This is a genomic window from Neobacillus sp. DZ-9, from assembly GCF_059587065.1.
On record NZ_JCAIOL010000015.1, the window covers coordinates 51,241 to 64,358 of the forward strand.

Genomic DNA, 13,118 nt, shown 5'->3' on the forward strand with positions numbered 1-13,118 from the left:
GTAGGCTTTTTTGCCGGGCTTTGGTTTAAAAAACTTTTGTTAGTACTATTAGGAAAAAATAAGTAGAATATTACCTATATGCGGAATCAATAATTGAGGAATCGTTATATATAAAGGTGCTTTATGGAAAGAGGTCCTGCAAATGAAAGAAAAATTAATACATATGAGGGATAAACTGAATGACATCAGTCGTCGAAATCGCTCCATCAGGCTTCTAAAGCTATATAATAAGTGGAGCTTTGATTTAACAGATCTGGATAGCTTATCCATGTTATCGAAAGATAAAGCAAGCGCGGCTATCGTGGAACAAATTATTAGTCAATCCAAAAATGAAGTGATCCTTCTAAAACCTACGACCAGCAGTGAACGTTCCATGAATCTTGCTAAAAAACTTACTGATTTATATAGAAATATTAAAGGGATCGAAGATGAAACAGGGATCCATGATTTTTACCTGGGTTATCCGTTTTTATCTGGAACGTTGTCAGATGGCACGTTTTTTCAGGCGCCTTTATTTCTATACCCACTTAGATTGGATAAGAACAATGTAAATTCCCAAAAATGGGTGATCAAATTAGATGAAGGTGATCCTCAAATCAACCGAACATTGTTCTTAGCTTTTAAAAAACTAAATAATCTTACTTTTACTGAAGAATTTTTTGAACAAGCTGCTGAAATCGCAACCCACAACAATTACGAAGAATGGCTAACCTTTTTAAAGAATCATGAAATGAATGTATCCTTTACGCCACAAGGTATTACAAAGCTAAAAGAATACAGGAAAGAGGAAATACCAGAAGTTGCAAATTTAACGTTGTTAGAGTATGCAATCATCGGAAACTTCCCACAAGGGGGATCATCATTAGTAAAAGATTATGAGGAACTTATTGCGCTCTCAGAAGAAAGTGATTTAGCCCTAGCAGGTGAACTAATTGAACCCAAGGATACGGAATATGAAACTGAAAACGGCGATTATGAAAAAACGAATCCATCTAAGGAAACTGACATATTAAACCTTTTACAAGCAGATGGGTCCCAAGAAGAAATTATTAAGGATGCGCGTAATAAAAAAGGATTGGTTGTTCATGGACCGCCTGGTACAGGGAAGTCTCAAGTTATTGTAAATCTTATTACCGACGCACTCCAACAAGAGAAAAAAATTCTCGTTGTTTGTCAAAAACGAGCAGCACTTGACGTTGTTTACCAACGTCTTGATGGCTTAGGATTAAGTAATCATGTTGCACTTGTACATGATGAAAAAAATGACAGAAAAAATCTTTATCCGAAAATAGGAGCTGTTTTGGAGCAAAATCAAGTTTCCTTTGAAAATGCTTCTAACACCCTATCATCTGTATCGAAAAAATTATCTTCTCAAGAAGAATTATTAAACAGTATCGCTTCTGCCTTATACACATACCAAGACTTTGGTTTAAGATTATATGATTTATATAGTTTAGCTAAGCCGATTGTTGAAACAGCTCAAATCCTGGATCTACATGAGGTTCTGTCCAAATTAAATAAAGATGTATTAGAGGATATATTAGAAAAAGTGTATACCTTTGGGGAATGGTTTGATCGTTTTGGTGAAGAAGATTTTCCATTAAAAGAACGAAAATCATTCGCTAATTTTAATATGAAAGAAAAGCTGCAAGCCATTGAGTTATTAGATGGTGTCATTGATAATGCGAAACAAGCTGTAGAATACATTGACTCATTGGACCATGAAAAAATTACTCCAGGATACACATGGCTAATCCAAAACAAGTTAGACAAGATTTATCCCGATTTAGAGGATGGTACAAAAAAAACTTTACAAGGTTTAAGACTTTGGTGGTGGACCACTGTTTCAGGTAAAAACATCATTGAGGAATTACTTAATGGTGAAAAATTTAAGGGGACTAGCTCCTCTGAATGGCTTAAGATTAAGAAATCTTTAGTAATTATGCATCAATTGGGTAAAGTGACAAAAGAAATGGCTTCTGAAGTAGAAAAGTTAAAGAAATTTCTCAATAATTCAAAAGTGGACAGTCTGAAAACGAGAATATCAGAAGGGGATATACCCTTACATGATTTAGATAAGATGGTGGAATACATTCATCGTGATTTCGAAGAGCTACAGCAAATGGATGTTTTTTGGAATAATTGCAGCGAGATTGAAAAGAAAGTAATTCTTCTACTTCAAGAGAAAACAGATAAGAATGAATTAACTCTTTCTGATTATTGGGTCGAATTATTTAAAAACTCTGTCTATGTCCATTGGATTGACCAAACGGAAAAAAGAAATCCACAGGTCCAGAAAATTTCTACCAATGAATTTTCCCGAATAAGAGAATCATTTACAGGGCTTATAGAGGAAAGAAGAAAGGTTGGAACTCAGTTTCTCATTCATAAACTAACTAAAAAAGTGGAAGCTGTTCATACCAACCATTCAAGAAATATCAGAGAGTTGAAGCACCAAGTTGGTAAGAAAAGACAAGTTTGGCCGCTTAGAAGGTTAGTAAATGAATTCGCCGGAAATGGTCTCGTAGATATTTTACCAGTATGGCTTGTATCACCTGAAATCGCTTCTTCTATTTTTCCATTACAAGAAGGGTTATTTGATTTAGTTATTTTTGATGAAGCCTCGCAGTGTACTGTGGAAAGTGGTATTCCATCAGTTTATCGGGCCAAACAAGTAATTATTGCTGGGGATGAGAAACAGCTGCCACCTTATAATTTATTTCAAGCCTCCTTTATTAACGACGAAGATGAGGAGGAAGAATTTGATACAGATGATTCGATAAGCCTGTTAAATTTGGCTAAAAGAAGATTCCCTGAGAAACTTCTTCAATGGCACTATCGGTCCAAATACGAAGAATTAATCAATTATTCGAATCATGCCTTCTACAACGGTCACATTCAAATTGCTCCTAATGTCATTCCTTTTAAGAAACCACCTGCGATCCTATGGAAAAAAGTCAATGGCAGATGGATTAATCAGTCTAATGAAGTGGAAGCAATAGAAGTTGTAAATATTCTAAAAGATATATTAATAAATCAGCCTGGGAAAACGATGGGAATTATTACCTTTAACTCAAAGCAGCAATCAAAAATACAGGATCAAATTGACAAACTAATGAGTGAAGATCAGGAATTTAGCGCCGTCTACAACCAAATGTTAACCCGAGATCTTGATGAAAGGGTCTTTGTAAAAAACATTGAAAATGTGCAAGGAGATGAAAGGGATATTATCATCTTCTCTATTACGTATGCGAAAAACGAAGAAGGCAAGGTTTATAATCGCTTCGGGATGCTCAATCAAAAAGGCGGAGAAAACCGTCTAAACGTTGCAGTTACAAGGGCAAAGGAAGGAATCATTGTTGTTTCGAGTATTGAACCAGAAGAATTGAATGTAGCTAACACTTCGCAAATGGGGCCGAAATTACTAAAAGCCTATCTCAAATATGTACGAGCGGTTTCAACCTCTCAAATTGATCAGATAACCGCGGTTGTACAAGAAGTAAATGAAAATGTAAATACGCATATACAGGATAAAGAATTGCATTTTGACTCTCCATTTGAAGAACAAGTGTATCGTCAACTAAGAAATATTGGGTACGAGGTTACAACTCAAGTTGGAATGTCAGGTTACCGAATTGATATGGCCATTGTTCATCCGCATGATTCCTCACGCTATATATTGGGAATCGAATGTGATGGAGCCATGTATCATAGCTCCGCAAATGCTAAGGAAAGAGATGTCTATCGTCAGCGTTTCCTCGAAAGCAGGGGTTGGACGATAGAACGTATCTGGAGTCGAAACTGGTGGAGAAACTCAGCTTCTGAAATCGAGAGAATTGATCAGAAGGTGAAAGAATTGGTTAAGAGTGAAATGGTTCGGGAAAAGGTTGTTAAATAAAAATGGTGTCAGTCCTTTAATAGACTGGCACTTTTTCTATATTCTAAATTCTATTTAACAATAATTTTATTATGTTAACCATTTTGTGAATCTAATTGTAACGGTACAAGAAAATAAATATGAGGAAAAAGTTGCTTATTGCTAAAGTAGGAAAAAAGTCATAAATTGTAATAAGATTAATATAAAAATAAAGTAAAATAAACTATTATCTTCATATTTTCTTAGTATAAGAAAAGGAGTGGTAGAATTGGTCATATCCCTAGTAAAAGGACAGAAAATAGATTTAACAAAAAACAATCCAGAGTTAAATTTGTTACATATTGGCTTGGATTGGAAAGCCCCGAGTAATTACGATATAGATGTTTCTGCTTTCATGGTTGGGGCGGATGAGAAAATAATTCGAGAGGAAGACTTTGTTTTTTATGGACAGCCGATATCCTCTAATGGTTCCGTTTGTTTGGAGGAATCCATTTCGACAATTGAAAAACAGCATTTTATGATTGATTTATTAAAAGTTCCTGCCGATGTAAATAAAATCTCATTTACTCTTACGATTTATGAATCCCAACAAAATGGACAAACCTTTAAAGATGTTTCTGCTATCCAATTAAGAATTGCAAACTGTTATAACCAGGAAGATTTAGCCGTTTTTCCAATTGATTATTCATTTACAAAGGAGACGGCCATTGAGCTAGGTGCCGTCTATCGATATTCGGATGAATGGAAATTCCAAGCAGTCGGGGCTGGCTTTTATGGTGGTCTTGAAGAATTATGCCGTGTTTTTGGAGTGGATGTTGTAGAACAACAGGAATCAATATCTCCTAATCAGACGGAATTAAGTTCTAGTCCACCCAAAGAGAAATTTGAGATTGTTCAGGAACGAGGTAATCAGGAAGCTGAGGTAGATATAGCAAGGTCTTCAGCCGATCATGTCCAGTTAAAACGGAGCGAAGACAGTTTAACAGGCATGACAAAAACAGAAGAAAATTTTGACCCAAGTAGTGTCGATTTTATAGCCATTGATTTTGAGACAGCGAATAACAAAATGAGCAGTGCCTGTTCTTTAGGGATGGTTTTTGTAAAAGACCATACAATAGTTGATGAAAAATATTATTTAATTCAACCACCAAATTTAGAATTTGATTCGGCTAATACTAGAATTCATGGAATGACCGCTGAAGATGTCAGGAATGCAAAACGATTTGACGGAATATGGGACGAAATCAAGGAATATTTTGAAGGTACTACAATTATTGCACATAATGCACAATTTGATATGAGTGTATTGCATTCTTGTTTAACGGAGTACTCTTTGACCCATCCTGATTTTAACTACATTTGTAGTATTCCATTAAGTACAGGAGTTTGCGGCGGAAATGGTATAGGTAATTCTTTAAAGGAACGCTTGGCTTATTTTGATCTTGAAATTACAAATCACCATAATGCAGCATCAGATGCTAGAGCATGTGCGGAGTTAGTGATTGCTTGTATGAAAACGATGAAGAGGAACAACCTTCAAACTTATGTAAGTCTATTTGGAATTTATGTCCGGCGATTTGAGGAATTGAAGCCGCAAACTGAATTGAGAAAAAATAAATTTAAGAGTAATAGGGTTGCCATTTCAGATATAGCGGTAACGGTTGAAACGATCAGTACCAACCATCCTTTTTTTCAAAGAAATATTGTATTTACAGGTGAATTAAATTCATTAGAACGTAAAGAAGCCATGCAGCAGGTAGTGAACTCTGGAGGAACTATTAAGAGTGGGGTAAGCAGTAAAACCGATTTTCTAATCGTCGGTATTCAAGACAAGTCTTTAGTTGGAGATAGTGGTTTAAGCACAAAGGAAAGAAAAGCTAATGAACTGATTAATAAGGGAAAAACGATTAGAATTTTATATGAAGAAGAATTTATTCAATTACTTCACCAGTAATCTATCAATTCAAAGTGCAACCAACAGAACAGGTCAAAGGGCATCCTTGGAGTTGCCCTTTTTGTTTTCCCCTTATTTTTTTGACTTCAATAAGGCAGCGTAGTTTGCCGCCTTTTCGGGTGAAGCAGTGAGTGATACAAAAGTTGGCAGAAGTGGTAAATTCCTCTGGCCGTAATCATAGATGGAATGCTAGGTATTTTCTTTTTAAAATCCCAGCTTTATTCTGATATAATTTCACTGAAAGAAAGAACGTAGCAGCAGAAGGGTTAATCTTATCAATTTTTCGAGGTGGGTTGGTTTGACAAATAAAAAAGTGGAAAATGCTTTACTAAATGTTTTACAAGGTTTAAAAGAAACGAGGAGAAATATAGAACAGAAGAAACATTTAAAAACCTGGAGTAACATATCTGTTCCAATAACCATAAAAGAAGCTCTCACAAGATTTTCAAAAGATGAATTAGGTGCGATTAGGAAACGTTTTGATATAAAAGGCGCCAGCCATTTGAAAAAGGGAGAATTAGTTGAATTACTTAGCTTGAAGATTCCAGCTTTGATTGAAAAAATCTGCATAAATATGGATCTGGACCGTTACAACCTTATGAATGAAATGATCCGAAATGGCGGATACATCGCAGCACCTAAATTAGAAACACATCAATTAGATTATTTTCGTACCAGCGGTTATATTTTTACAGGAATGTTTGAAGGCAAAAAGATTTTGGCAATGCCTGAAGAAATCCTAAAGAATCCTCTTTTTCAAGTGAATGACAAGAAAATCAAGTCAATTTGCCGTCGAAATACTGAATGGATTAAGCTTACACAAGGTCTTTTATATTTTTACGGATCATTAGAGATTCAAGATTTAGTTGCTTTGTTGGAAAAATATACGAATGAACCTATCGACTATTCAGAGTATTTTCCCGTGATAGAACATGCTATTTCCTACTATTCTCAAATCCGAATGAGTCATGGAAGTTTTTCGAATGTAAGAGTGTTTGATTCTGAAAAAGTAATACTTGAACACCAAATCAGAAAGAATCTAGAATATTTTCCATTTTCTAAAGAACAGCTGCTCAGAGCCGGTGAACCTGGTTATGTTGATCGAACCGATAGCTATCTTCAATTTGTAGTTTATTTAACTAAAAACTATAAAATCAGCAGGAAAGATGCTGATGGTATTGTGGAAGAATGTGTGTACGCGACTAACATTGGCGAAAGTCCAAATAATATTCTGCAATTTCTGTCAAGTAGATTTGAATTCGAAAACATTGATGAGGTTCGTACTTGCATGGATAAAGCGGTGAACCTCATGAATAGTACTCGACAATGGTTCCTAAAAGGATTTACACCTGAAGAGTTAGCTGTAGAGGAGCGGAAATCATTACATCCTTTACCAGGCGGTAAAACGAATATAGTTGAATTTAATACAAAAAAGAAAATCGGCAGAAATGAGCCTTGCACTTGTGGAAGTGGAAAAAAATATAAAATGTGTTGTGGACGGAAGTAACGATGATAGATTTAGTACCTTAAAATGCATACAGCAAATGAGTTTGATATCGAAGATACGGTAAAATATTTGAACAAATTTAAGTTTGGGAAAATATATTTTATACTTTTATTAAAATTGTAAGTGGCTGTCCAAAAAGTACTGAAACGGACTTTTTGGATGGCTGGCTATATTGTTTTTTTATACTTGACCATCACAACTTTTAACAAATTTGTGAAAACGATTTGGGTCAGCAATAATTTTTATTTAAAAAATGCTATAATTGTTTATGGTAAATATTTCTCCTTTTTTATGAATTCCCACCATAATTATTCTTCTAATTCCTACCATAAATTCTTTCACTAAGATATATTTTTGCTCTCACTTTCATTCATTTTTCTAACTTAGTTCCTATTTTTACTGCAGTCTTCTATGTCTATCAGACTTTACCTATAAATTTCTCGAAGGGAAGGTGTATCTTTTCGTTCAGACAATAACTAAAACATCATTGCTTTCATTTTTTGAGGAGGTATAAATTATGGCATCTTTTTTTCGCCCAGTGTCTTGCCCCGATTGTGGAAGAATTGCCATTGAAGATCATTATTATAAAACTGGAGCAGGTTATATCATCTGCCAATGCTGTGGTTGTAAAATTGATCGCGAAGCAAAATATGATAGAGAAAATAATACTTCTTATTTTGAGGAGGAAAAAAGAAAGGGGTATGGAAAATTATTTTTGCAAATGAAGGATGGAACCTTCTGTAGTAATCGATTAATGAGTCCATTAACCGATGAACAATTTGAAAACTTTAAAGGGAAATTTTATGAAGTTGATGTGGATCAAGAGAAGAGTTACCTAGTTTCTTATCAGAATGGTGAATTTAAAATTTTGTTGGGTAATGTTCCTGATTATTTTCATTTATCATTTGAGGAATATGTCGAAAAATATGGATATGATTATATATAGAGTAATATCAATAATGTAATTGATTTTAAGGAAGCGGAAGTAGGGTCGGACGCTGCTAGAATAAAGAAATTTATGATACAATTTATCAAATGAGTGGTAAGTTATTTTTCATCTTATTGAACCGGAGGCGCATGTAAATGAAATGGTCTGAAGTATGTCAGCATTTTCCAGAACGTTGTGTCTTAGTAGAAGCATTAAAATCAGAAATAATGGGTAAAGAAAGAGTCATTGAAGAAATGTCAGTTATCGATGACTTTGAAAGCGGCAATGCTGCATGGAAAGTATATAAAAAACTTCATGCGGAAAATCAAAGTCGTGAATTATATATTTTTCACACAAATAATGAGGAAATAAAGGTAATTGAGCAGCCGTATATAGGAGTGCGAAGAAGAGTATGAAATTTGTTATGGAGGACCAATTGCCACTAGTTTCTGTTCATATCGAATACAATGGAATGAAAAAAAAATTTTTGATTTTTCTATACAGCTCGGTGATGTTAGAGAAATGCATGGATTCGCTGGATCATAGGCAGTGATTTTTTTCTGGCGAATAAGCTTATCATCGACTTTGAAAATATGGAAATACGAACTAACTATGATTTCTAAACACTATATCATAGAAATCGTTTGAAATTGAGCAATATTGTCCAAGATTAATAGGAATCCCAGGTTGAAAAGGTGCTTACCATTTCCATTGGAAGAGATTAATTAGTGCTTAAAAAGAGTCTACCATCATATGTAGGCTCTTTTTATATAAAAAATCCTTATTTATGGTTCTCCAAATGCGGTCATTTAAAATGATCATCCAAACCCCGTGTTGATATTCGATACATAATTGAAAAATCCTCCACCAAAATATTTTTAAAAATATTGAATTTTTAGTCATTTTTGAATATCATTAGGTCAAAAATGACTAGGTGATAAAAATGAATTTAAGCGAGAATGATACGATTCTATTAAAACACATTTTAGAGCATTCTTTTGATGAAATCTTTATTGCGGATGCAGCCGGAAAGGTTTTATATACAAGCCAGTCCACTGAACAAGTATTTGGCATTCCCCGTGAGCAAATCGTCGATCACAACCTTTTCGACCTTGAAAAACAAGGGCTTTTTTCACCTTCTGTCATTGCCAATGTGTTAAGAACCAAAAAGAAAGATACACTTATTCAAGAAACCGTCCGTAATCAAAAACTCATCATCTCCGGATACCCCATTTTTGATTCATCAGGCCTATTAATGGGCGCCATGAGTGTTTCAAGGGATGTAACGGAATTCGAGTATTTAAAAAAAGAAAATGACCAGGTCGCAAAGGCATTACAGCTCTATCAAGAGGAAAATGAAAAACTACGAAAACAGGCTGCCAGCCCATTCTTAAATGGGAATGAAAAGATGGCAAAAGTTTTCGATATTGCTTCAAAAGTAGCCAATATAAACGTTACAGTCTTACTTGAGGGGGAGTCAGGCGCAGGGAAGAACCATATTGCCCATACGATTCATCAAATGTCTTCAAGAAAAGTTGAGCCCTTTATTGAAGTGAACTGTGGGGCGATACCTGAATCTTTATTTGAGTCAGAGCTTTTTGGATACGAGGAAGGAGCCTTTACCGGTTCTAAAAAAGGCGGGAAGAAGGGATATTTTGAATCCGCCGGAAAGGGAACCCTTTTTCTCGATGAAATCGGAGAACTGCCTATGAATCTTCAAGTGAAATTACTGTCGGTTTTGCAAAATCACTCCTTTATGAGAATTGGCGGAACCAAAGAAATAGAAGTGAACTGCAGAATTATTTGTGCCACCAATCAACAATTAGAAACCCTGATCAAAGAAAGGAAATTTAGAGAAGATCTCTATTACCGAATTAATGTCGTAAAAATAGACATTCCTCCGCTAAGGGAGCGAAGGGAAGAAATCATTCCACTTATTTACGAGATTACCGAGCAGCTGAATCGTAAATACGGTTTAGACAAATATTTTACCCCAACAATGGCCGCCTGGCTAAGCCAGCAGCAATGGCCAGGTAACGTCAGAGAGTTACGAAACTATATTGAAAAGCAGATTATCACCACAAGTGGTAACGAAATCGACCTCGAATCAGATGAGGAAACGAAACAAAAATCCTCCATCGTTGCAAACCAAGAAATCCCTTTAGACGATTACATAGAAACCCTTGAAAAGGAATATATCGTGCGAATGTATCAAAAATATCCCAGCAGCATTAAACTGGCCGAAAAATTGGGCATCAGCCAATCCACTGCGAACCGGAAAATACAAAAATATGTTGAAACCAGGTAGTCAATTTTGACTAATGCATTTATCTTATTCCCTTTCTATCAACGCTGGCATGAAAATTGCAACCTCCAATAATAAGAAATTTAAAAGGAGGCAGTTTTATGTCAAATCAAGATGAAAAACAATTTTTAAATCTACCTTTTACGGGAATCTGTACGTTCGGAAAATATCCTGTCTGTCCAGATTTGGATCAATTAAATGCGGATGTAGCTGTCATTGGAGTTCCAAATGATATGGGCACCCAATGGAAGTCTGGAGCAAGAATGGGACCAAGGGGGATACGGGAAGGTTCTACCCTTTACAGCTTTGGCTTAAATGGGGCCTATGATATTGAAAAAGACATTATGTATTTGGGACCTAAATGGAAGGTTGTCGATTGCGGCGATGTGGACATGGTCCATGGGGATCTCATGCAGTGTCATGAAAATACGGAAGCGGCGGTACGAAAAATTGTCTCAAAAGGAGCCATGCCGGTTGTGTTAGGCGGCGATCACTCCATTACCATACCAGTTGGAAAAGCATTAGAGGAATTGGGACCTTTTCACGTCATTCAAATCGATGCCCATTTGGACTGGGCGGATCATCGTTCAGGTCAGCGTTATGGACACGGCAGCTGCATCCGCCGGTTATCCGAAATGGACCATGTTCAGAGGATATTCCAATTTGGGATTCGTGGAATCAGCAGCAGTCTTAAGGAAGATGTCGATGCTGCCCGAGAATACGGCAGTGTGATTTTATCACCTAGGCAAATCAGAAAAATGGGAATAGAAAATGTGATCGAAATGCTACCAGAGGGAGAAAAATACTATATTACTTTAGATATTGACGGACTGGATCCATCCGTGGCACCGGCAACAGGGACACCTTCACCAGGAGGATTTATTTATGATGAAGTAAATGAATTGCTAGAAGGAATTGCAAAAAGAGGGAAGGTGATTGGCTTTGATTTGGTAGAGGTAGCACCCCCATATGATCCGGCAGGCATGACAGGTCAAGTAGGTGCCCGGTTAGCATTAGATTTACTGAGCTTTGTTTTAAAGGAAAAAGAGAACGCTGAGGATCGCAATTTGCATAAGAAGGAAGTTCACTCCTAGGATAAATCAAGAAAATAATTGATAACAGGGGGCAGGTCTATGAAAATTGAGACAAGAAGCATTGAGTATATTCCAGCAAATGAACGGCATGGAAAACCAAGAGGATTATTTTCCGTTTGGTTTGCCGCCAATATGCATATTACCACACTTGTAACGGGCTCACTTTGTGTCACTTTTGGTTTAAATCTTTTTTGGAGTGTAGTAGCTATTATTGTTGGGAATTTACTAGGAGCCATTTTCATGGCGTCCCATTCTGCTCAAGGACCTAAACTTGGTATTCCGCAAATGATTCAAAGCCGTGCCCAATTTGGTGTTATTGGCGCGGTGATTCCTTTAATTCTCGTTATTTTTATGTATTTAGGCTTTTTTGCCAGCAGCGGTCTGTTAGGGGCACAAGTATTGAGCAGTGCCTTAAACCTTAATTTAACTTTCAGTATCATTATTCTGAATGTCATCACCTTTATCGTGACAATGGTTGGACATGATCTTATTCATAAAATACAAAAGTATTTGACCTGGGTGTTTTTTCTCGTCTTTATTGCCGCTACGGTAATCGTCTTTCAACTACCTGTTCCGGCAGGAAGTTGGTCTCCGAGCGGATTTAATCTACCCATTTTTATGTTAAGTGTTAGTGTGGTCGCAACTTGGCAAATTTCCTATGCACCATATGTTGCTGACTACTCCAGGTATTTGCCTGCTGATACTAATTATTCGAAAACCTTTTGGTATACGTACGCGGGGACCATTTTAGGAACGGTTTGGATGATGGTTTTGGGCGTTCTATTGACTACGGCCATTCCGAATTTCTTAAGTAATTCTGGTACGAATCTCGCTAACCAGTTTGGCAGTTTCTCCATCATTATGTTTGTGGTGATCATCTTAGGTCAACTTTCCATCAATGCTTTCAATTTATACGGTGCATTTATGTCAACTGTAACCACTGTGGAGCCTTTTTCAAAAATTAAAGTGACGCCAAGGGTAAGGATGTTTTTTGTTGCTGGAATCGCAGTTGTCGGTACTTCGCTCTCTATTTTGGGACAGGGAAATTTCTTATCCCATTTTATCGACTTTATTTTATTTATTAGTTACTTTTTAATCCCGTGGACAGCTATTAACCTCATTGATTTTTATGTTGTCCGCCACGGGGAGTATAGTATTAAAGATATCTTTGACCTTAATGGTAAGTACGGAAAAATCAACAAAATTACCTCTATTTCTTATATCATTTCTGTAATAGCTGAAGTCCCTTTCATGAATACTTCTCTTTATGTAGGACCAGGAGCTAAAGCAATGGGAGGAGCAGATGTTGCCTGGATTTTAGGATTGGTCGTTCCGTCGGTGCTTTACTATGTCTTGATGAAACGTAAATTAAAATCCGAGGAGACCATTGAGGGACCTCTCTCATTTGAAGATGAACCACTTCACAAAATTTAATGAAGTCAATTTTTAAAGG

Annotated in this window: 8 protein-coding genes; all 8 read left to right on the forward strand. The window is 36.2% G+C overall.

Annotation, left to right across the window (positions count from 1 at the left end; all coding sequences use genetic code 11):
* Positions 1–142 precede the first annotated feature (142 nt).
* The 8 genes from AC59HZ_RS28025 (at position 143) to AC59HZ_RS28060 (ending at position 13,099) form a co-directional block, all read left to right on the forward strand.
* Positions 143–3,898, forward strand: coding sequence for a PDDEXK-like endonuclease domain-containing protein (locus AC59HZ_RS28025; RefSeq protein WP_496549048.1), 3,756 nt, complete (start codon positions 143–145; stop codon positions 3,896–3,898).
* A gap of 247 nt (positions 3,899–4,145) precedes the next feature.
* Entirely contained in the window at positions 4,146–5,831 is a 1,686-nt protein-coding gene (locus AC59HZ_RS28030; protein ID WP_496549049.1) for a TerD family protein, read from the forward strand.
* 298 nt (positions 5,832–6,129) lie between these two features.
* Positions 6,130–7,338 carry an SEC-C metal-binding domain-containing protein gene (locus AC59HZ_RS28035; RefSeq protein WP_496549050.1) on the forward strand — a complete coding sequence of 403 codons (1,209 nt, stop codon included), beginning with the start codon at positions 6,130–6,132 and terminating at the stop codon, positions 7,336–7,338.
* A 517-nt stretch (positions 7,339–7,855) separates the two neighbouring features.
* Positions 7,856–8,284, forward strand: coding sequence for a hypothetical protein (locus tag AC59HZ_RS28040; protein ID WP_496549051.1), 429 nt, complete (start codon positions 7,856–7,858; stop codon positions 8,282–8,284).
* A 137-nt stretch (positions 8,285–8,421) separates the two neighbouring features.
* A complete protein-coding gene (locus AC59HZ_RS28045; RefSeq protein WP_496549052.1) occupies positions 8,422–8,682 on the forward strand; it encodes a hypothetical protein in 261 nt (86 codons plus the stop codon).
* A gap of 527 nt (positions 8,683–9,209) precedes the next feature.
* Entirely contained in the window at positions 9,210–10,574 is a 1,365-nt protein-coding gene (locus AC59HZ_RS28050) for a sigma-54 interaction domain-containing protein (protein WP_496549053.1), read from the forward strand.
* A gap of 98 nt (positions 10,575–10,672) precedes the next feature.
* Positions 10,673–11,665 carry an agmatinase gene (gene speB / locus AC59HZ_RS28055; protein ID WP_496549054.1) on the forward strand — a complete coding sequence of 331 codons (993 nt, stop codon included), beginning with the start codon at positions 10,673–10,675 and terminating at the stop codon, positions 11,663–11,665.
* A gap of 39 nt (positions 11,666–11,704) precedes the next feature.
* Positions 11,705–13,099, forward strand: coding sequence for a purine-cytosine permease family protein (locus AC59HZ_RS28060; protein ID WP_496549055.1), 1,395 nt, complete (start codon positions 11,705–11,707; stop codon positions 13,097–13,099).
* Positions 13,100–13,118 lie beyond the last annotated feature (19 nt).